The sequence below is a fragment of the Mycolicibacterium brumae genome (genome assembly GCF_025215495.1).
In the GTDB taxonomy this organism is placed as follows: Bacteria; Actinomycetota; Actinomycetes; order Mycobacteriales; family Mycobacteriaceae; genus Mycobacterium; species Mycobacterium brumae.
On sequence record NZ_CP104302.1, the window covers coordinates 1681325 to 1702843 of the forward strand.

16 protein-coding genes are annotated in these 21519 nt (G+C 70.9%); 12 read left to right on the forward strand and 4 right to left on the reverse strand.

Translation table 11 applies throughout. The features are described 5' to 3' along the window. The first annotated feature begins 122 nt into the window (after positions 1 to 122). Together gltB and L2Z93_RS08180 are read left to right on the forward strand one after the other, a co-directional pair. Positions 123 to 4730 carry a glutamate synthase large subunit gene (gene gltB / locus L2Z93_RS08175; RefSeq protein ID WP_090590008.1) on the forward strand — a complete coding sequence of 1536 codons (4608 nt, stop codon included), beginning with the start codon at positions 123 to 125 and terminating at the stop codon, positions 4728 to 4730. Then, a complete protein-coding gene (locus L2Z93_RS08180) occupies positions 4723 to 6189 on the forward strand; it encodes a glutamate synthase subunit beta (RefSeq protein ID WP_090589894.1) in 1467 nt (488 codons plus the stop codon). Before gltB ends, L2Z93_RS08180 begins: the two co-directional genes overlap by 8 nt. Here the strand turns inward: L2Z93_RS08180 and L2Z93_RS08185 are convergent. Continuing rightward, positions 6161 to 7450, reverse strand: a complete 1290-nt coding sequence (locus L2Z93_RS08185) for a glycoside hydrolase family 32 protein (protein WP_162561943.1) — start codon at positions 7448 to 7450, stop codon at positions 6161 to 6163. The genes L2Z93_RS08180 and L2Z93_RS08185 overlap by 29 nt on opposite strands. Between L2Z93_RS08185 and L2Z93_RS08190 the strand changes: the two genes are divergently transcribed. Both L2Z93_RS08190 and L2Z93_RS08195 read left to right on the forward strand, forming a co-directional pair. Beyond that, complete coding sequence (locus L2Z93_RS08190) at positions 7418 to 7990, forward strand: substrate-binding domain-containing protein (protein ID WP_162561944.1); 573 nt, start codon at positions 7418 to 7420, stop codon at positions 7988 to 7990. The two genes, L2Z93_RS08185 and L2Z93_RS08190, sit on opposite strands and share 33 nt — an antisense overlap. 296 nt (positions 7991 to 8286) lie before the next feature. After that, the gene (locus tag L2Z93_RS08195) at positions 8287 to 8436 is read left to right on the forward strand and encodes a hypothetical protein (RefSeq protein ID WP_162561939.1); all 150 of its coding nucleotides are present in this window, start codon (positions 8287 to 8289) and stop codon (positions 8434 to 8436) included. A 1-nt stretch (position 8437) separates the two neighbouring features. Here the strand turns inward: L2Z93_RS08195 and cobG are convergent, their stop codons facing one another. Beyond that, entirely contained in the window at positions 8438 to 9613 is a 1176-nt protein-coding gene (gene cobG, locus L2Z93_RS08200) for a precorrin-3B synthase (RefSeq protein ID WP_090589907.1), read from the reverse strand. 61 nt (positions 9614 to 9674) lie between these two features. Here cobG and cobN point away from each other — a divergent pair, with 61 nt between their 5' ends. The 6 genes from cobN (at position 9675) to L2Z93_RS08230 (ending at position 18295) form a co-directional block, all read left to right on the forward strand. After that, entirely contained in the window at positions 9675 to 13301 is a 3627-nt protein-coding gene (gene cobN / locus L2Z93_RS08205; RefSeq protein WP_090589911.1) for a cobaltochelatase subunit CobN, read from the forward strand. Between the two features lie 47 nt (positions 13302 to 13348). After that, entirely contained in the window at positions 13349 to 13729 is a 381-nt protein-coding gene (locus L2Z93_RS08210; protein WP_090589915.1) for a PPOX class F420-dependent oxidoreductase, read from the forward strand. Positions 13730 to 13771: 42 nt separating this feature from the next. Continuing rightward, a complete protein-coding gene (locus L2Z93_RS08215; RefSeq protein WP_090589918.1) occupies positions 13772 to 14299 on the forward strand; it encodes an FxsA family protein in 528 nt (175 codons plus the stop codon). Between the two features lie 79 nt (positions 14300 to 14378). Continuing rightward, complete coding sequence (locus tag L2Z93_RS08220) at positions 14379 to 15911, forward strand: amidohydrolase (RefSeq protein ID WP_090590014.1); 1533 nt, start codon at positions 14379 to 14381, stop codon at positions 15909 to 15911. Continuing rightward, positions 15904 to 17550 (forward strand): apolipoprotein N-acyltransferase, encoded by a 1647-nt coding sequence (lnt, locus tag L2Z93_RS08225; protein ID WP_090589921.1) that lies wholly within the window; start codon positions 15904 to 15906, stop codon positions 17548 to 17550. Before L2Z93_RS08220 ends, lnt begins: the two co-directional genes overlap by 8 nt. Further along, positions 17540 to 18295, forward strand: coding sequence for a polyprenol monophosphomannose synthase (locus L2Z93_RS08230; protein WP_090589925.1), 756 nt, complete (start codon positions 17540 to 17542; stop codon positions 18293 to 18295). The genes lnt and L2Z93_RS08230 overlap by 11 nt, the downstream gene beginning before the upstream one ends. Positions 18296 to 18353: 58 nt before the next feature. Here L2Z93_RS08230 and L2Z93_RS08235 read toward each other — a convergent pair whose 3' ends face one another. Continuing rightward, the gene (locus L2Z93_RS08235) at positions 18354 to 18692 is read right to left on the reverse strand and encodes an RNA polymerase-binding protein RbpA (protein ID WP_090590018.1); all 339 of its coding nucleotides are present in this window, start codon (positions 18690 to 18692) and stop codon (positions 18354 to 18356) included. Positions 18693 to 18832: 140 nt separating this feature from the next. Here L2Z93_RS08235 and L2Z93_RS08240 point away from each other — a divergent pair, with 140 nt between their 5' ends. Continuing rightward, a complete protein-coding gene (locus tag L2Z93_RS08240; protein ID WP_162561946.1) occupies positions 18833 to 19174 on the forward strand; it encodes a hypothetical protein in 342 nt (113 codons plus the stop codon). Between the two features lie 27 nt (positions 19175 to 19201). On the opposite strand, the gene L2Z93_RS08245 is transcribed toward L2Z93_RS08240, so the two are convergent. Next, positions 19202 to 19939 (reverse strand): hypothetical protein, encoded by a 738-nt coding sequence (locus L2Z93_RS08245; protein WP_234786173.1) that lies wholly within the window; start codon positions 19937 to 19939, stop codon positions 19202 to 19204. A gap of 74 nt (positions 19940 to 20013) precedes the next feature. Here L2Z93_RS08245 and L2Z93_RS08250 point away from each other — a divergent pair, with 74 nt between their 5' ends. Then, positions 20014 to 21519: a carboxylesterase/lipase family protein gene (locus tag L2Z93_RS08250; protein ID WP_090589928.1), complete on the forward strand. Its 1506-nt coding sequence runs from the start codon at positions 20014 to 20016 to the stop codon at positions 21517 to 21519.

Below are 21519 nucleotides of genomic sequence, written 5' to 3' on the forward strand. Positions count from 1 at the left end.
CGTCGCTGACGACATCTGAAGATCAGGGCGGCGCATCGCGGCGCCGCCCCCACATCTGAGGACGACGGGCGGCGCGAGGGCGCTGCCCGACTTCCGAAGACCTATTGAAGGGTCAGGTGGTCATGCCGCCTCGCAGCGCCGGTCTTTACAACTCCGCTTACGAACACGACTCCTGTGGTGTCGCGATGGTGGTCGATATGCACGGCCGCCGCAGTCGCGCCATCGTCGACCACGCCATCACCGCCCTGCTGAACCTGGAGCACCGCGGAGCGGCCGGCGCCGAGCCCAACACCGGCGATGGGGCGGGCATCCTGATCCAGGTCCCGGACCGGTTCTTCCGCGCGGTCTGCGCCGAGCAGGAGAAGAGCTTCGAGCTGCCCGAGGCCGGCAGCTACGCCACCGGCATCGCCTTCCTGCCGCAGTCCGAGCGCGACGCGGCCGCCGCCTGCGCCGCGGTGGAGAAGATCGTCGAAGCCGAAGGCCTCAAACTGCTCGGCTGGCGCGACGTGCCCACCGACGACACCCTGCTGGGCGCGCTGGCCCGCGACGCCATGCCGGTGTTCCGGCAGATCTTCATCGGCGGCGCGTCAGGCATGGAGCTGGAACGCCGGGCGTACGTCATCCGGAAGCGCTCCGAGCACGAACTCGGCACCAAGGGCCCCGGCCAGGACGGCCCGGGCCGCGAGACCGTGTACTTCCCCAGCCTTTCGGGCGCCACCTTCGTCTACAAGGGCATGCTGACCACCCCGCAGCTGCGCGAGTTCTACCTGGACCTCCAAGACGACCGGATGGAATCCGCGCTGGGCATCGTGCACTCGCGGTTCTCCACCAACACCTTCCCGTCCTGGCCGCTGGCGCACCCGTTCCGCCGGGTCGCCCACAACGGTGAGATCAACACCGTCACCGGCAACGAGAACTGGATGCGGGCCCGCGAGGCGCTGATCCACACCGACGTGTTCGGCTACCACAATGACCTGAACAAGATCTTCCCGGTCTGCACCCCCGGCGCCTCGGACACCGCCCGGTTCGACGAGGTGCTGGAACTGCTGCACCTGGGCGGGCGCAGCATCGCCCACGCGGTGCTGATGATGATCCCGGAGGCCTGGGAGCGAAACGACGCCATGGACCCGCAGTTGCGGGCGTTCTACGAGTACCACGCCTCGCTGATGGAGCCGTGGGACGGACCCGCCTCGGTCTGCTTCACCGACGGCGTCGTCGTCGGCGCGGTGCTCGACCGCAACGGCCTGCGGCCGTCCCGGGTCTGGGTCACCGACGACGGCCTGGTCGTGATGGCCTCGGAGGCCGGCGTGCTGGACCTGGACCCGTCCACCGTGGTGCAGCGGATCCGGCTGCAGCCGGGCCGGATGTTCCTGGTGGACACCGCCCAGGGCCGCATCGTCTCCGACGCGGAGATCAAGGCCGAGTTGGCCGCCGCCGAGCCGTACCGGGACTGGCTCGACGACGGGTTGTTCCACCTCGACGAGCTGCCGCAGGGCGACTACGTCAAGATGCCGCACCACCGGGTGGTGGCCCGCCAGCAGATCTTCGGCTACACCTACGAAGAGGTGAACCTGCTGGTCGCGCCGATGGCCCGGACCGGAGCCGAAGCGCTCGGCTCGATGGGCACCGACACCCCGATCGCGGTGCTCTCGCAGCGCCCGCGGATGCTGTTCGACTACTTCCAGCAGCTGTTCGCCCAGGTCACCAACCCACCGCTGGACGCCATCCGGGAAGAGGTGGTCACCAGCCTGCAGGCCGTCATCGGCCCGGAGGGCGACCTGCTCAACCCCGACGAGAACTCGTGTTGCCAGATCGTGCTGCCGCAGCCGATCCTGCGCAACGCCGACCTGGCCAAGCTCATGCACGTCGACCCGGCCCATGAGATCCGCGGCCGCCGGCACGGCATGCGCGCCGCGGTCATCCAGTGCCTGTACCCGGTCGCCGACGGCGCCCAGGGCCTGCGCAAGGCGCTCGAGGACGTCCGCAAGCGGGTGTCCCAGGCCATCCGCAACGGCGCCCGGCTGATCGTGCTGAGCGACCGGGAGTCCAACGAGTGGCTGGCCCCGATCCCATCGCTGCTGTTCACCGCCGCGGTGCACCACCACCTGGTCCGGGAGGGCAGCCGCACCCAGGTCGGCCTGGTGGTGGAAAGCGGCGACGCCCGCGAGGTGCACCACATGGCCATGCTGGTCGGCTTCGGCGCGGCGGCCATCAACCCGTACATGGCGTTCGAGTCGATCGAGGACATGATCGACCGCGGCGTCATCGAGGGCCTGTCCAGCGACAAGGCCAAGGACAACTACGTCAAGGCCGCCGGCAAGGGTGTGCTGAAGGTGATGTCGAAGATGGGCATCTCCACGCTGGCCTCCTACACCGGCGCCCAGCTGTTCCAGGCCGTCGGCGTCAGCGAGCGGGTGCTCGACGAGTACTTCACCGGTCTGCACTGCCCGACCGGCGGCATCGACCTGGAGGACATCGCCGCCGACGTCGCGAGCCGGCACGCGCTGGCCTTCCTGGAGCGCCCGGACGAGCGCGCGCACCGCGAGCTCGAGGTGGGCGGGGAGTACCAGTGGCGACGGGAGGGGGAGTACCACCTGTTCAACCCGGACACCGTGTTCAAGCTGCAGCACTCCACCCGCAGCGGCCAGTACGACGTGTTCAAGGAGTACACCGCGCTGGTCAACGACCAGAGCGAGAAGATGCACTCGCTGCGGGGTCTGCTGACCTTCAAAGAGGGTGTGCGCCAGCCGATTCCGATCGAGCAGGTGGAGCCCGCCAGCGAGATCGTGAAGCGGTTCTCCACCGGTGCGATGAGCTTCGGCTCGATCTCCGCCGAGGCCCACGAAACCCTGGCCATCGCGATGAACCGGCTCGGCGCCCGGTCGAACTCCGGTGAGGGCGGGGAGAACCCGGCCCGGTTCGTCCCGGACGCCAACGGCGATTCGCGGCGCAGCGCCATCAAGCAGGTCGCCTCCGGCCGGTTCGGGGTGACCAGCGACTACCTGACCAACTGCACCGACATCCAGATCAAGATGGCCCAGGGCGCCAAACCCGGTGAGGGCGGCCAGCTTCCGGGGCACAAGGTGTACCCGTGGGTGGCCGAGGTCCGGCACTCCACGCCGGGGGTCGGCCTGATCTCCCCGCCGCCGCATCACGATATCTACTCCATCGAGGATCTCGCGCAGCTGATCCACGACCTGAAGAACGCCAACCCGCAAGCGCGGATCCACGTCAAGCTGGTCAGCGAGAACGGGGTCGGCACCGTCGCCGCGGGCGTGTCCAAGGCGCACGCCGACGTGGTGCTCATCTCCGGGCACGACGGCGGCACCGGGGCCACCCCGCTGACCTCGGTCAAACACGCCGGCGCCCCGTGGGAGCTCGGCCTGGCCGAAACCCAGCAGACCCTGATGCTCAACGGTCTGCGGGACCGGATCGTGGTGCAGGTCGACGGTCAGCTCAAGACCGGCCGCGACGTGATGATCGCCGCGCTGCTGGGCGCCGAGGAGTTCGGCTTCGCCACCGCGCCGCTGGTGGTCAGCGGCTGCGTGATGATGCGGGTCTGCCATCTGGACACCTGCCCGGTGGGCGTGGCCACCCAGAACCCGGTGCTGCGCGAGCGGTTCTCCGGCAAGCCGGAGTTCGTCGAGAACTTCTTCCTGTTCCTCGCCGAAGAGGTCCGGGAGCTGTTGGCGCAGTTGGGTTTCCGCACTCTCAACGAGGCCATCGGCCAGGTCGGGATGCTCGACACGGTGCGCGCGCAGGAGCACTGGAAGGCATTCAAGCTGGACCTCTCGGCGGTGCTGCACCAGCCCGAGTCGGCGTTCATGAACCAGGATCTGTACTGCACCTCGCAGCAGGATCACGGCCTGGACAAGGCGCTGGACCAGCAGCTGATCACCGCGTGCCGGGACGCGCTGGACAACGGCGGTGAGGTCGCGTTCGAGACCCGCATCACCAACGTGAACCGGACGGTCGGCACCATGCTCGGCCACGAGGTGACCAAGGCCTACGGCGCCGAGGGGTTGCCGGACGGGACCATCGACATCACCTTCACCGGCTCGGCCGGCAACAGCTTCGGGGCCTTCGTGCCGCGCGGCATCACGCTGCGGGTCAACGGCGACGCCAACGACTACGTCGGCAAGGGTCTGTCCGGCGGCCGGATCGTGGTGCGCCCCGCACTGGACGCCCCGGCCGGTTACGTGGCCGAGGACAACATCATCGGTGGCAACGTCATCCTGTTCGGCGCCACCAGCGGTCAGGCCTTCCTGCGCGGCGTGGTGGGCGAGCGGTTCGCGGTCCGCAACTCCGGCGCCACCGCGGTGGTGGAGGGTGTCGGCGACCACGGTTGCGAGTACATGACCGGTGGCCGGGTGGTCATCCTGGGCCGCACCGGACGCAACTTCGCCGCCGGCATGTCCGGCGGGGTGGCCTACGCCTACGACCCGAACGGGGAGTTGGCGACCAATCTCAACGGCGAGATGGTGGAACTCGAAAGGATCGACGACATCGACGCCGATTGGCTGGCGGAGATCATCGCCGAGCATGTCGAGGCAACCGATTCCGCGGTCGGCCGGCGGGTGCTGGACGACTGGTACATCGAACAGAGGAAGTTCGTGAAGGTGATGCCGCGCGACTACAAACGGGTGCTGCAGGTGTTTGCCGAAGCCGAGGCTTCGCAGCTGCCCGTCGCCCAGATCGAGGACCTGATCATGGCGGCCGCTCGTGGGTGACATCAACGGCTTCCTGAAGCACACCGAGCGTGAACTGCCCACCCGGCGGCCCGTCCCGCTGCGTCTGCGGGACTGGCACGAGGTTTACGAGGAGTTCAGCCACGAGACCCTGCAGGTGCAGGCGTCGCGCTGCATGGACTGCGGTATCCCGTTCTGCCACAACGGATGTCCGCTGGGCAACCTGATCCCGGAGTGGAACGACATGGTGTTCCGCGGGCGTTGGCGCGATGCCAGCGAGCGGCTGCACGCCACCAACAACTTCCCGGAGTTCACCGGGCGGCTGTGTCCCGCGCCGTGCGAGGCGTCCTGTGTGCTGGGCATCAACCAGCCCGCGGTGACCATCAAGCAGGTCGAGGTCGAGATCATCGACAACGCCTACGCCGAGGGCTGGATCACGCCGCTGCCGCCGGATCAGCTGACCGGCAAGAAGGTGGCCGTCGTCGGCTCCGGGCCGGCCGGCCTGGCCGCCGCCCAGCAGCTGACCCGCGCCGGGCACTCGGTGACGGTGTTCGAGCGCGCCGACCGCATCGGTGGCCTGCTGCGCTACGGCATCCCGGAGTTCAAGATGGAGAAGCGCCACATCGACCGTCGGCTGGACCAGATGGCGGCCGAAGGCACCCAGTTCCGCACCGGCGTGAACGTCGGCGTGGACCTGACCGTCGAGCAGTTGCGCGAGGACTTCGACGCCGTGGTGCTGGCGGGTGGGGCGACGGCGTGGCGGGACCTGCCGATCCCGGGCCGCGAGCTCGACGGCATCCACCAGGCGATGGAGTTCCTGCCGCTGGCCAACCGGGTGCAGCTCGGCGACGACATCGCCGACGCCGACGGTCTGCCGCCGATCAACGCCCGCGGCAAGCATGTGGTCATCATCGGCGGCGGCGACACCGGCGCGGACTGCCTGGGAACCAGCCACCGCCAGGGCGCGGCCAGCGTGCACCAGTTCGAGATCATGCCGCGGCCGCCGGAGCAGCGCGCCGAGTCCACCCCGTGGCCGACCTACCCGCTGATGTTCCGGGTGTCCTCGGCGCATGAGGAGGGCGGCGAGCGGGTGTTCTCGGTGAACACCGAGCAGTTCACCGGCGTCGACGGCCGGGTGACCGGGCTCAAGGCCCACGAGGTCAAGATGACCGGCGGGCGTTTCGAGAAGGTCGCGGGCACCGATTTCGAGCTGCCGGCCGACCTGGTGCTGCTGGCCATGGGCTTCGTCGGCCCCGAGCGTGAGGGCCTGCTGACCGATCTCGGTGTGCAGCTGACCGACCGCGGGAACGTCTACCGGGACAACGACTTCCAGACTTCGGCGCCCGGCGTGTTCGTGGCCGGCGATATGGGCCGCGGGCAGTCGCTGATCGTCTGGGCGATCGCGGAGGGCCGCGCCGCGGCCGCCGGCGTGGACCGCTACCTGATGGGGTCCTCGGCGCTGCCGGCCCCGATCAAGCCGACGGCGGCGCCGCAGCGCTGACCGCGAGTTCGACGATCCGGATCTGACCGCCGCGCCCGCCGACACGCACGAGCGTCGGCGTCAGCGCTCCGGTCAGGTCGGTCAGCACCCGGGTCCCGTCCTCGGCGAAGAGTTCGAGTCCGTGCCGGTCGTACCAGAGCGTGATCGCGATGGGCGCGTTCCTGGCGACGGGCATGCGTTCGACGCCGGCGAACGCCGGCGGGAAGCCGCGGGCGGCGCCGCGACGATCGACGTGAATCACCCCGGCGACCGCGTCGTATTCCACCGTGACGCGGCTGCCGTCGTCGCCGGCCAACTCGACGGCGAAACCGTTCGCCGATCCCGGGTCGACGGCGAGATCCAGACGGCCTGCCGGCGGGATCGGCAGGTCCAGCTCCTGCCCGAGGTCCAGTGCCAGGTTGTCCACCCGGGCGTGCTCGCGTAGCTCGGGGCCGACCGGGACCTGGCGCAGCCGGGGGTCGCCGTCGACGTCGGTCAGCGACAGCCGGCGGGCCAGGGTCATCCGTCCGCGTTGCGGGGCGGCGGGGTCGACCGGCATCTGTCGGGCGTAGTCCCAGTTGTTCATCCAGGCGATCAGGGTGCGGTCGGCATCGGGGAGCCCGGTGAAGCTGACCCCGGCGTAACAGTCCCGGCCGTAGTCCAGCCACCGCGTCGTCTCCGGGTGTTCGGCGGTGAAGGTGACCCCGTCGAAGTCGCCGACGAAGTACTGGGTGCCCGAACCGCCGGCGACGCAGCCCGCGTTCAGGCTGACCAGCAGCACCCAACGCACCCGGTCGGAGTCCTCGACGCGCAACGGGAACAGGTCCGGGCATTCCCATTCGCCGCCGACCGCGCCCGCCGGCCCGAATTCCGACAGCGATTCCCAGCGCAGCAGATCCTCGGAGCGGTAGAAGACCACCCGACGCTCCAACGCCTCGACGGCCACCATCACCCAGTAGGACGGTCCGTCGCCGTCCCAGCGGAAGACCTTCGGGTCGCGGAAGTCGGTCGACCCGCGGTCCAGCACCGGGTTTCCCGCGTGCTTGACCCAGATCAGCCCGCCGTCGACGCTGTGCGCGATGGACTGGGCCTGTCGTCGCCGGGTCTTGGACATCGTGGTGTAGATCGCCACCAGCACGGGGGCGCCCGGCGCGCCGAGTCCGCTGGCGCCGTCCTCATCGATGACGATCGAACCGGAGAACACCTCTTCCTCGTCGTCGAACCACAGCGCGACCGGATGGTGCCGCTGGTGCTGCTGAACGGGATCTCGCCGGACGGCCATCCGAGTGTGCTCCCGCAGGAGCGGGCCGCCGGGGCGGCCGTCGCCGGACACCTGCTGGAATGCGGTCATCGCGCGATCGGCATTCTCGGCGACCTTCCGGAGGTGGCCGCCGACCCCCGTCGCTCGGTCACCATCGCCGACCGGTTCGCCGGCGTCGACGAGACCCTGGCGGCCGCCGGGGTCGAGCCGGCGCGGCTGCCGGTGCGCGCCTGGGCGCCCGGGGTCGGCTATGAGGGCACACACCAGCTGCTCGACGGCCATCCCGAGCTGACCGCGATCATCGCCGGAAACGACAGCGTCGCGTTCGGGATCTACCAGGGATTGGCCGCGCGCGGGTTGCGGGTTGGGCGCGATGTCTCGGTGATCTCGTTCGACGACGAGGAGTTCGCCGCGTTTCAGCGGCCGGGTCTGACCACCGCCCGGTTGCCCTATCAAGAGATGGCGCAGTGCGGTGTGGACATGCTGCTCGGCTACCGGGAGGCGGGCCAGGTCCGCCTGCCGATGCCCCTGATTCTGCGGGAATCCGTGCGCCGGCTGTGAGCTTAGTCACGGGCCGTTGCTTGCTCTAGTTAGCGGTCATGTTTGCTGCAAGGTTCGCAACGGAAATGTAACGGACTCTGAGAAAATTATGAATACCGTGATGTACCAGCGATGATCACAGCTCAATCTGGAGCAAACTTCTTAGAGTCGAGTCACACCAGTAACAGGGGCAACACGGCGGGTTTACTCGGCGCGCCTACCCAAGTTTGCCGGAGGTGCTTGCTCTAATGAAAACCGCGGGGCACTTCGGTAGCGTTGGGCCCCAACGTCAGCAAAGAAGTTCGAATGCAGGAGTGATGGCAGTGCACGACAACCCATTGACCCGGTCTCGGGTGGGGCGAATCGCCTGGTCCTACTTCCGCCACCCGGTGAAGTCCCGAGAATTCCCGGCCAAGAACGAGCGTCTGGTCACCCAGGCGGACCTGCTGCGCCTCGGCGTCTGCTGAGTCAGGCCCGAAGGTAGCCGGCATCCCCGGCGACCAGCAGTTCCCCGATGTGCGGGTTGCCGCAGGCGCGTTCGCAACCCACCACATGAAGATGCCCGTCCTCGGGCCGCTCGCCGAGCAGATCGGCCAGCCCCAGGGTCTCGTCGTCTGCGCAATGCAACGGCCCGCCGGCCACCGCCGCAGCGGTGTCCGCCCGCACATCGGCGCGTGATTTCTCGCAGCCCGGACTGCCGGTGCAGCAACTCACCGACAGCCACTGCGACGCCGCGTCGAACACCAGGCCCATCGGCGCCAGCACCCGCAACGCGGTGTCGGCGACGCCCTCGGTCAGATCGCAGACCAGCACCGACCGCCACGGCGTGACCACCAGCGGCGCCTCGATCGCCGCGAGGAACTCCGCGGTGCGCGCCGGCAGCACCCCCAGCGGAATCGCACCGGCCAGGGCCACCAAACCGTCGGCATCCTGGTCGATCCAGCCGATGGGCCCGCGGGCCGTGCGGGGCGCGCGGTCCCCGGCGCCGCCACAGCGCGGAAATCCGTCCAGCAACACCGCCGAGTCGGGCAGCTCCGCCACCCGCCACGCCTTGCCGCGCGCCCGCTGAAACCGGCGGGCCACGGTGACCAGGACCTCGACCGTGTCGGCGGGGTCGATCCGCACCCCGGTGTCGACCCCGGCCAGCGACACCGCCACCGACCCGTCGGCGCGCGTCCGCGCGCACACGTCGGCGCGCAACCCGGCCACATCCCCGCGCCCGTCATCGAGCGCGAACAGAAACCGCCCCGGCAGGTCGGCCAACTCCGGGGTGGCGCAGATCGCCGCGTCCAACTCGTCGACCAGCGGCCGGATGTCGGAAAGACCACCGCTGCGCCCGGACAGCGGGGAGGCGACGATATTGCGGGCCCGCTCATGCGTCGCCGACGGCAGCAGCCCGGCCGCCGCGACCGCCTCGGACACCGCCGCCTCATCCGCGGGCGCGATGCCGCGGATCTGCAGGCTGGCGCGGTTGGTCAATTCCAGGACCCCGGAACCGAACTCGACGGCGAGCAGCGCCAACGCGTGCAACTGGCCGTGGGTGATCATCCCACCGGGCAACCGGACCCGGGCCAGCCCGCCGTCGGCCGCCCGGTGCAACCGCAGCGCCGACGGGCAAGCGTCCTGGTCACGGGTGCGGGCCACGGATCAACGGTACGCCCGGGGGACGCGGTGGCCGGCGCGCAGATGCGGTAGAAACTGACAGGTGACCACCCCCTCGCGCGACGACGTCCGCCCGACCGTGCTGCTGCTGTCCACCTCGGACACCGACCTGATCACCGCCCGCGCCAGCGGCGCCGAATACCGGTGGGCCAACCCGTCCCGGCTGCTGGTCGAGGACCTGCCCGCACTGCTCGACGGCGCCGACCTGGTGGTCATCCGGATCCTCGGCGGTTACCGGGCCTGGGAGGACGGCATCGACGCGGTGCTCGCCGCCGGGCTCCCGACCGTCGTGGTCAGCGGCGAGCAGAGCCCGGACGCGGAACTGATGAAGCACTCCAGCGTGCCGGCCGGCATCGCCGTCCAGACGCACGTCTACCTGGCCCAGGGCGGCGTGGACAACCTGGCCAACCTGCACGCGTTCCTGTCCGACACCGTCTTGATGACCGGCCACGGCTTCGCCGAACCGGCGGCCATCCCCAGCTGGGGCGTGCTGGACCGCCCGGTCGTCGACGCCGACGGCCCGACGGTGGCGGTGCTGTACTACCGCGCCCAGCAGCTGGCCGGCAACACCGCCTACGTGGAGGCGCTGTGCGCGGCGATCGAGGCCGCCGGCGGCCGGGCACTCGGCGTCTACTGCGCCTCGCTGCGCACCGCCGAACCGGAACTGCTGGAGACCCTCGCCGGCGCCGACGCCATGGTGGTCACCGTGCTGGCCGCCGGCGGCGCGCGTCCCGCGAACGCCTCGGCCGGTGGCGACGACGACAGCTGGAACGTCGAACACCTTGCCGCCCTGGACATTCCGATCCTGCAGGGACTGTGCCTGACCACCCCGCGCGCGGACTGGGCCGACGGCGACGACGGCCTGTCCCCGCTGGACGTCGCCAGCCAGGTCGCGGTTCCGGAATTCGACGGCCGCATCATCACCGTCCCGTTCTCCTTCAAGGAGATCGACGCCGACGGACTGATCAGCTACGTCGCCGACGCGGAGCGCTGTGCCCGCGTCGCCGGCCTCGCGGTCCGGCACGCCCGGCTGCGCCACATCGACCCGGCGAACAAGCAGATCGCCCTGGTCTTCTCGGCGTACCCGACCAAGCACGCCCGGATCGGAAACGCCGTCGGCCTGGACACCCCGGCCAGCGCCGTCGCGCTGCTGCGCGCGATGGGCGACGCGGGCTACGACATCGGCAGCGCGGACGCTCCGGGGGATCTGGCGACCATCGTCGAATCCGGCGACGGCGACGCGTTGATGCACACGCTCATCGAACGCGGCGGTCAGGACCAGGCCTGGCTCACCGAAGAGCAACTGGCCGCCAACCCGATCCGGGTCTCGGCCGCCGACTACGCGGCCTGGTTCGCCGGACTGCCGGCGGAACTGTCGGCGAAGGTCGTCGAGCACTGGGGCCAGCCGCCGGGGGAGATGTTCGTCGACCGCAGCCGCGACCCGGACGGCGAGATCGTCATCGCCGCCATCCGGTCCGGCAACGTCGTCGTCGTGGTGCAACCGCCGCGCGGCTTCGGGGAGAACCCGGTGGCGATCTACCACGATCCGGACCTGCCGCCGAGCCACCACTACCTGGCCGCCTACCGCTGGCTGGACGGCGAGTTCGGCGGGGATTTCGCCGCGGACGCCGTCGTGCACCTGGGCAAGCACGGGAACCTGGAATGGCTGCCCGGGAAAACCCTTGGCCTGTCGGAAGATTGCGGATCCGACGCGGCGTTGGGCAGCCTGCCGCTGGTGTACCCGTTCCTGGTCAACGATCCCGGTGAGGGCAGCCAGGCCAAGCGCCGCGCGCACGCGGTGCTCATCGACCACCTCATCCCCCCGATGGCGCGCGCCGAAACCTACGGCGACATCGCCCGGCTGGAGCAATTGCTCGACGAACACGCCAACGTCTCCGCGCTGGATCCGGCGAAGCTCCCCGCCATCCGGCAGCAGATCTGGACCCTGATGCGGGCCGCCCGGATGGACCACGACCTGGGCCTGGAGGACCGGCCCGACGAGGACACCTTCGACGACATGCTGCTGCACGTCGACGGCTGGCTGTGTGAGATCAAGGACGTCCAGATCCGCGACGGCCTGCACATCCTCGGCAGCCGGCCCACCGGCGAAGCCGAAGTCGACCTGGTGCTGGCGATCCTGCGGGCCCGGCAACTGTTCGGCGGCGCCCAATCGGTGCCCGGCCTGCGCGAAGCGCTCGGACTGAACGAGGACGGCGGCGCCGACCGGGTGTCGGTGGACGACGCCGAAACCCGCGCCCGCGCACTGGTTCTCGCGCTGGCCGAACGCGGCTGGTCCGCCGACGTCGTCGATGAGCTCACCGACGACGCGGCTGTCGCCGACGTGCTGCGGTTCGCGGCCACCGAGGTGGTCCCGCGGTTGGCCGGAACGGCGGGTGAGATCGACCGGGTGCTGCACGCCCTGGACGGCGGCTTCATCCCGGCCGGCCCGTCCGGCTCCCCGCTGCGCGGACTGGTCAACGTGCTGCCCACCGGCCGCAACTTCTACTCGGTCGACCCCAAGGCCGTTCCGTCGAAGCTGGCCTGGGAAACCGGTGTCGCGCTGGCGGATTCGCTGCTGGAGCGCTACCGCGCCGACCACGGTGACTGGCCGAAGTCGGTCGGACTGTCGGTGTGGGGCACCTCGGCGATGCGCACCTCCGGCGACGACATCGCCGAGGTGCTGGCGCTGCTCGGGGTTCGCCCCGTCTGGGTCGAGGCGTCGCGGCGGGTCGTCGACCTGGAGCCGATCGGACTCGCCGAACTCGGCCGGCCGCGCATCGACGTCACGGTGCGGATCTCCGGCTTCTTCCGGGACGCGTTCCCGCACGTGGTGTCCATGCTGGACGACGCCGTGGCCCTGGTGGCGGGTCTCGACGAACCCGCCGAGGACAATTACGTGCGCGCCCACACAACCGCGGACCTGGCCGAGCACGGCGACTGGCGCCGGGCGACCACCCGGGTGTTCGGCTCCAAGCCGGGCAGTTACGGCGCCGGACTGCTGCAGCTGATCGACTCGCGCAACTGGCGCGATGACGCCGACCTGGCGCAGGTGTACACCGCCTGGGGCGGTTTCGCCTACGGCCGCGGCTTGGACGGCGCGCCCGCCGTCGACGATATGAACCGCGCCTACCGGCGGATCGCGGTGGCCGCCAAGAACACCGACACCCGTGAGCACGACATCGCCGACTCCGACGACTACTTCCAATACCACGGTGGCATGGTCGCCGCCGTCCGCGCGCTCACCGGAACCGACCCGGCGGCCTATATCGGCGACAACACCCGCCCCGACGCGATCCGCACCCGCACCCTCAACGAGGAGGTCACCCGGGTGTTCCGGGCCCGGGTGGTCAACCCGCGGTGGATGGCGGCGATGCGCCGGCACGGCTACAAGGGCGCCTTCGAGATGGCCGCGACGGTGGACTACCTGTTCGGCTACGACGCCACCGCGCACGTGATGGCCGACTGGATGTACGAGCAGCTGACCAACAACTACGTGCTCGACGACGAGAACCGCAAGTTCATGGCCGAGTCGAACCCGTGGGCGCTGCACGGGATGGCGGAGCGGCTGCTGGAGGCCGTCGAGCGGGACATGTGGGAGCAGCCGTCCCCGGAGGTGCTCGACGGGTTGCGCCGGGTGCTCCTGGAGACCGAGGGGGAGCTGGAGGGCTGACGAGGATCCAGCGGCGAGGCGCCATGGGGCATCGGTAGGTTTGGAACATGGCCCTCACCTTCGCCGACGTCGCGGACTCCAAGTACATCCTGCTGACCACGTTCACCAAGGACGGCCGCCCCAAGGCCGTGCCGCTGTGGGCGGCCCCGGACGGCGACGGGCTGATCGTCGTCACCGAGGCCGACTCCTGGAAGATCCGGCGGATCAAGCACACCCCGCGAGTGCGGATCGCCCGCTGCGATATGCGCGGCAACCCCAAGAGCGAACCGGTGGAAGCCGTCGCGTCGGTCAGCAAGGACCGGCTCGACGAGGCCTACAACGCGGTCGCCCGCCGATACGGCCTGGTCGGCAAGGCGTTCAAGGTGTTCTCCAAGTTCCGCAACGGTGACGCGCGCAACACCGCGCTGATGATCAACCCGGCGCAGTGAGCGCCGTGGAACTTCTGGGCGCCCGACGGGCGTTGACCTGATATGCGTCATATCGGACGATTCCTGGGCCTCTACGTGCTCATCGAACTCACCGCCGTGGTGGGACTGATCTGGTGGCTCGGCTTCGGCCCGGCCCTGCTGGTCCTGATCGGCGTGTTCCTGGCCGGCGCGGTGCTGTCCGGCTCTCAGCTGCGACGCCAATTGCGCCGCTTGAGCGGCGGCGTGACGAATCCGCAGGGCGCGGTCACCGACAGCGCGCTGATCGCCGCCGGCACCCTGTTGGTGTTCGTCCCTGGCCTGGTCAGCAGCGCGGTCGGACTGGCCTTGCTCGCGCCGGGCGCCCGCGCGGTGATCCGGCCGGCGGCCACCGCGTACGCGGCCCGCAGCTTCGCCAACCGGGTGGTGTTCGCCGATCTGAACGCCGGCGGGTACGGCGCCACCGGTCACCGCGGCTTCGGGCGCGGTGACTACATCGACGGCGAGGTCATCGACGGCGAAGTCGTCGACACCGAGCGCTCCGGCGCCCCCGCAACCGGACTGCCGAGGACGGCCATTCCGCCCGCACAGTAGGTTCACACCCGTGACCACAGCCGCGACGCTGCTGCAGGGCGGGCGGATCCACAGCCCCAGCCATCCGGACGCCACCGCCATGGTGGTCCGAGACGGCGTCGTCGCCTGGCTGGGCGCCGACGCCATCGCCCGCGACACCTACCCGGACGCCCGGGTCGTCGACCTGGACGGGGCGTTCGTCGCTCCCGCCTTCGTCGACTGCCACGTGCACACCACCGCGACCGGACTGGCCCTCATCGGGCTGGACCTGCGCGCGGCCACCTCCCGGGCGCACTGCCTGGACCTGCTGGCGCAGGCCTGCGCCGCCTCCGACGACGCGGTGATCTGGGGACACGGCTGGGACGACACCGCCTGGTCCGACGGCCCGGACTCCGCGCCCAGCCGCGCCGAACTCGACGCCCGCTGCGGCAACCGCCCGGTCTACCTGACCCGCGTGGACGCGCACTCGGCGCTGGCCAGCACCGCGCTGCGGGCCGCCACTCCCGGCCTGTCCGACGCCGACGGCCACCATCCCGACGGCCCGCTGAGCCGGGCTGCCCACCACCTGGTCCGCGCCACCGCCCGCGGACTGCTGCGCCTCGACCAGCGCGCGGCCGCCCGCGCCGCGGCCTTGGACGCGTTCGCGGCCAACGGGATCGCCGCCGTCCACGAATGCGCCGGACCCGATATCGGCGGCGCGGTGGACTGGGCCGAACTGCGCGACACCGCCCACGGCGTCGCGGTCACCGGCTACTGGGGACAGGCCGTCGCCGACGCCGACGCCGCCCGCGCGCTGATCGCCGAAACCGGCGCCGCCGGACTGGCCGGGGACCTGTTCGTGGACGGGGCGCTGGGCTCGCGGACCGCCTGGCTGCGCCGGCCCTACGCCGACGCCGACTGCTGCGGCAGCTCCTACCTGGACACCGACACCGTCACCGCGCACCTGGCCGCCTGCACCGAGGCCGGGATCACCGCGGGCTTCCACGTGATCGGAGACGCCGCGGTGGACACCGTGCTCACCGGCCTGGAACGCGTGGCCGCGGCCTTCGGCGCCCCGGCGGTCGCCCGCTGCGGGCACCGGCTCGAGCACCTGGAGATGATCGACGCCGTCGGCGCCGAGAAGCTCGGCCGCTGGGGAGTGATCGCCAGCATGCAGCCCAACTTCGACGCGCTGTGGGGCGGGACCGACGGGATGTACGCCCGCCGGCTGGGGTTGCCGCGGTCTGCCGGACTGAATCCGCTGGCACTGTTAGCATCGGCAGGCGTGCCACTCGCATTCGGCTCCGACACCCCCGTGACCAGCATGAATCCGTGGTTGACGGTGCGGGCGGCGACGAACCACCAGACTCCCGGCGCGGCGATCTCGGCGCGCGCGGCCTTTGCCGCGTGCACCAGGGGCGGCTGGCGGGCCGCCGGCGTGCGCGACGGCGTCGCCGGCACGCTGACCCCCGGCGCGCCGGCCAGCTACGCCATCTGGGACGCCGACGAACTGACCGTCGCCGCACCCGGTGACCGGGTGGAGCGCTGGTCCACCGACCCGCGGTCGCGGGTGCCGGCGCTGCCCACGCTGGCGGGCCGACTGCCACGTTGCCGGCAGACCGTGCGCGACGGCGAGGTGCTCTTCGATGCCTGAGACTCGCCTGGCGCGGGTCCGCGGCTGGCTGGCGCCGCGCGCCGCGCGGATGGTCGTCAGCCTCGTCGCCGGAGCGCTGATGTGCGCCAGCTTCCCGCCGATCGCCTGGTGGTGGGCGGCCGCGCTGGCGTTCGCGCTGCTCGGCTGGGTGCTCACCCGGCCGAACACCACCAAGGCCGGCGGCTTCGGCTACGGCTGGCTGTTCGGGGTCGCGTTCTACACACCGCTGCTGCCATGGATCGGTGGCTTGGTCGGCCCGCTGCCCTGGCTGCTGCTCGCCGTCGTCTGCGCCCTGTTCTGCGCGCTGTTCGGCGCTCTGGCCGTGCTGGTCCGCGACCTGCCCGGCTGGCCGATCTGGTTCGCGCTGGTGTGGGTGGCGGTCGAGTGGCTGAAGACCGTCATCCCGTTCGGCGGCTTCCCGTGGGGAACGGCCGCCTTCGGGCAGACCAACGGCCCGCTGCTGTCGCTGACGCAACTCGGTGGCACGCCGCTGGTGTCGCTGGCCATCGCGCTGGCCGGGTTCAGCCTGGCGGCGCTGGCCGACGGCATCGCCGACTGGTGGCGCCACGGTCACCATGACGTCCCACCCGCGGTGGTGCTGCCCGGCGTGTGCCTGGTGGTGGTGCTGCTGGCCAGCGCGCTGGCGCACCCGCAGATCCGTCGCTCCGGCGCGGGCGCCGGGGATGATCCGGCGGTCACCGTGGCGATCGTCCAGGGCAACGTGCCGCGGCTCGGCCTGGACTTCAACGCCCAGCGCCGCGCGGTGTTGGACAACCATGTGACGCAGACCAAGGCGCTGGCCGCCGAGGTGCGGGCCGGGCGCGCCGCGCAACCGCAGTTCGTGGTGTGGCCGGAGAACTCCAGCGACATCGACCCCCTGACCAACGCCGACGCCCGCGCCGAGATCAGCGCGGCCGCGGCGGCCATCGGCGCCCCGATCCTGGTCGGGGCGGTGCTGCTGCGCCCCGAGGCGACCCGGGAGAACCCCGTCGCCTCCAACACCGTCATCGTGTGGGATCCGGTCGACGGGCCGGGGGAGCGCCACGACAAGAAGATCGTGCAACCGTTCGGCGAGTACCTGCCGTGGCGCAGCTTCTTCGCCAAACTGTCGCCGTACGCCGAGCGGGCCGGGTACTTCACCCCCGGCGACGGCAACGGCGTGGTGACCGCCGCCGGCGTGCCGGTCGGCGTGGCGACCTGCTGGGAGGTCATCTTCGACCGGGCCCCGCGGGAAGCGGTGCTCAGCGGCGCCCAGGTGCTCGCCGTGCCCACCAACAACGCCACCTTCGATGAGGCGATGAGCGAACAGCAGCTGGCGATCGCGCGGGCCCGCGCCGTCGAGCACGACCGCTACGTGCTGGTCGCCGGCACCACCGGGATCAGCGCGGTCATCGCCCCCGACGGCCGGGAGATCGCCCGCACCGAGTTCTTCACCGCGGGCTTCCTCGACGAGCAGATCCGGCTGAAGACCCGACTCACCCCGGCCACCCAGTGGGGCCCGATCATCAGCTGGGTGCTGCTTGCCGCCGGTGTGACGGTCGTCCTTGCGGGCATCGTGCAAAATGGGGTGTTCACCAACTGGGCCCGGCGCCGCAGGCAGCCGGGCTCACCCAGCACCGAGGAGTCCCATGACCAGTGAGCGCCCGAGTCAGCGCACCCTGGTGATCATCCCGACCTATAACGAGCGGGAGAACCTGCCGCTCATCATGGGACGGGTGCACGCCGCACGCCCCGACGTGCACGTCCTCGTCGTCGACGACGGCAGCCCCGACGGCACCGGGCAGCTGGCCGACGACCTGGCGCTGGCCGACCCGGACCGCGTCCACGTCATGCACCGCACCGCCAAGAACGGCCTCGGCGCGGCCTACCTGGCCGGCTTCGCCTGGGGTCTGGGCCGCGGCTACTCGGTGCTGGTGGAGATGGACGCCGACGGCTCGCACGCGCCCGAACAGCTCGGCCGGCTGCTGGACGCCGTCGACGCGGGCGCCGACGTCGCGATCGGCTCGCGGTACGTCGAAGGCGGCACCGTGGTGAACTGGCCGTGGCGGCGACTGGTGCTGTCCCGGACCGCGAACACCTACTCCCGGTTGCTGCTGGGCGTCAAGATCAACGACATCACCGCCGGATACCGCGCCTACCGGCGCGAGGTGCTGGAGAAGATCGACCTGTCGCAGGTCGATTCCAAGGGGTACTGCTTCCAGATCGACCTGACCTGGCGGGCCATCAACAACGGATTCACCGTCGTCGAGGTGCCGATCACCTTCACCGAGCGGGAGCTCGGCGTGTCGAAGATGAGTGGCTCCAATATCCGCGAGGCGATGACGAAGGTCGCCCAATGGGGCGTCGCCGGACGGATGGCGCGGGCCCGCGGCGAGCAGGTCTGACGGAGACGAAAAACCGGGCGGCCCTGCGAGGGCGCGCCCGGTTTTTTCGTCTGTCGCGTCAGTTGCCGCGGCGGCGGGCCTTGATGATGTCCATCCGCTCCTTGAGCAGCTCCTCGAGCTCCTCGACGGAGCGGCGCTCCAGCAGCATGTCCCAGTGGGTGCGCGGCGGCTTGACCTTCTTGGGCTCGGGGGCGTCACCCTCGATCAGGGTGCCCTCCATACCGTTGCGGCAGGTCCAGGTGTGCGGGATCTCGGCGTCGTCGGCGAACGGGACGTCGAACTCCTCGCCGTTGTCGGTGCGGTACCGGGCCACCTGACGCGGCGCCAGGTCATGATTGCGGTCGGTCTCGTAGCTGACTGCTCCGAGCCGGCTCCCGCGCAGAACGCGATCGGCCATGGTCAACACTCCTTCGATGAAATCGGCGGGCTGGGCCCGGGATGAACAACGCTGCGTCTGCCAGCGCTGTTCCCGGAAATGCCCGGCGCCGCCCTTCAGGATACCGGGAACACCCGGACTTCCCGACTACAGTCAGTCCGGTGAGCACTTCCACCAGCGTGCGGGCCCGCCCGCGGCCGTGTCAGTGGTGCGGCCGGGAGATCGCCGACGCCGGGATGGGCCGCCGTCGCCAGTACTGCCGGCAGTCTTGCCGACAACGCGCCTACGAGCAGCGGGCGCTGGTCAAGGGCTCTTCGGTGCCCGAGGACGCCGTGGTGCTGTCCGCGGACGAGGCCGCCGCGCTGTCGGACCGGATCTACCTGGTGCGGTGCGCCGCCGAGGATGTGGCCACCGCGGTCGCCGAGGGCGCCGACGCGGGAGAATTGCGCGCGTTGTGCGCGGAGCTGCTGGCGGCGGCCAAGGACGCCGACGGCTGGCGCTGAGCCAGCTGACCGCACCCGGAGCGTGACTCAGCAGCTGTAGCGGGCCGAGGCGTCCACCGGGGCGTCGGCGCGCTGCAGGCAACCGAAGGGCTGCACCCCGTCGGCCGACAGCCGCACCGCAGACTGCTGTGCGTAATTCAGGCAGAACAGGCCCTGCTCATCGGAGCGGCAGCGGAAGTCGCCGAACTTCAACGCCGAACCGTCGGCCAGCGCCGAGCCGGCGCCGACGCTGAACGGCCCCGGGTCGCCGCGCATCGCCCCGACGACCACCTCGGCGCCGTCGAAGCTGACCCAGCCGGGCACCCACTGGCCCTCCTGGCCGATGGGCCGCGCCGGCGGGTCGGTCAGCGTGACCAGGCAGGCCAGGGCGCCCTCGCCGATCCTGGCCGAGTCGGTCATGCATTCCACCGACCCGCCCGGCAGCGAGAACGCCACCTGGTTGGCGCCCAGCGTGGCGGTCCGGCCGTCGCGGGTGGCGCTGCGGAAATCGTCGGGGTCGACCGGCTCGGCCGCGTCGACCCAGGCGCTGACGTCGGCGATCGGGGCGCCGGCGCCGGGCGCCGTGCTCGGGACGGCGGAGGTCGACGTCGCCGTCGTCGTGGTGCTGGGTGTCGTCGTCGGCGCGGTCGACGACGTGGTCGCGGCCGGGCGCTGGGTCAGCGGCGTCAGGGGGGTGATGGCAGTCTGCTGCCCGCCGCCGGAGGAGCAGCCGGCCAACACCGTCGCCGCGGCGGCGATCGCGCCGGCCAGCTGGATTATCCGCACCCCGCCCACGGTATCGCCTCGGCGCGCCGGGAGGGCGGCGGCGCGTGCTGACGCGTGTCGACTACGGTCGGGGGATGCACGATCGCATCATTCGCGCCACCATCGACGCCGGCGTGGTCGAAGGCTTCACCCGCGACGGGGTGCACCGCTGGCGGTCCATCCCCTACGCCGCGCCGCCGGTCGGGCCGCTGCGCTTCCGCGACCCGCGCCCCGTGCAACCGTGGAGCGGCGTCCGCAGCGCGCACGCGTACGGCAAGTGCGCCCCGCAGCACCGGATGTACACCATGACCGGCGTCGGCAAGTACCAGCCGATGGGCGAGGACTGCCTGACGCTCAACGTCGTCGCCCCCGAGCGGATCGACGACGAGCCGCTGCCGGTGATGGTGTTCGTGCACGGTGGCGCCTACCTGCTGGGCAGTTCGGCCACCCCGATCTACGACGGGGCCGGGCTGGCTCGGCGCGGCTGCGTGTACGTGTCGGTGAACTACCGGCTTGGGCCGCTGGGCTGCCTGGACCTCTCCGCGCTGTCCACGCCGGAGTACCGCATCGAGTCCAATCTGTTCCTCAAGGACCTGCTGCTGGCGCTGCGCTGGGTGCGCAACAACATCGCGGTGTTCGGCGGCGATCCGGACAAGGTCACCATCTTCGGGGAAAGCGCCGGGGCCCAAGCGGTTTCGACGCTGCTGGCGGTGCCGTCGGCCAAGGGACTGTTCGCGCAGGTGATCGCCGAAAGCCCGGCCGCGGGTATGACCCGGTCGGTCGAGACGTCGGCGATGTACGCCGCGCGGTTCGCCGAGATCCTGGGTCTTGACCCGCGCGACGCCGCCTCCGGCCTGATGGACGCCGACCCCGCGGTGCTGGTCGATCAGGTCAACACCCTGATCAGGGTCACCACCAAGGACATGTTCGGGGCGTTCCCGCTCGGGCCGACCTACGGAACCGAGTTGCTGCCGCAGCATCCGATCGACGCCATGCGGGCCGGCGCCGCGCACCCGGTCCCGCTGATCGTGGGCACCAACGCCGAGGAGGCCCGGCTGTTCACCCGGGTGCTGAAACTGCTGCCGATCTCCGAGCGCCGCATCGAATCGCTGTGGGCGACCGTCGGCATCGAGGGCCGCGACCGGGTGATGTCGGCCTACCCGGAGTACCCGGCCCCGTCGGCGTGCCTGCAGTTCGGCGGTGACTTCACCTTCTCCTCGGCCACCTGGGCGCTGGCCGAGTCGCACACCCAGCACGCGCCGACCTACGTCTACCGCTACGACTACGCGCCGCGCACGCTGACCTGGTCGGGTCTGGGCGCCACCCATGCCACCGAACTGCTGGCCGTCTTCGACGTCTACCGCAGCCGGTTCGGTTCGCTGCTGACCGCGGCCGGGGACCGCAAATCCGCCCGGCGGGTCAGCAACGAGCTGCAGAACCGGTGGCGGGCGTTCAGCCGCACCGGCGTGCCGGGGGAGGGCTGGCCCCGCTACGACACCGGCGATCGCCCGGTGCTGGTCTTCGACAAGGACATCCGGGTGGAACTCGACCCGGAGCGGGAGAAGCGGATCGCGTGGCAGGACTTCGCCCACCACAACTGA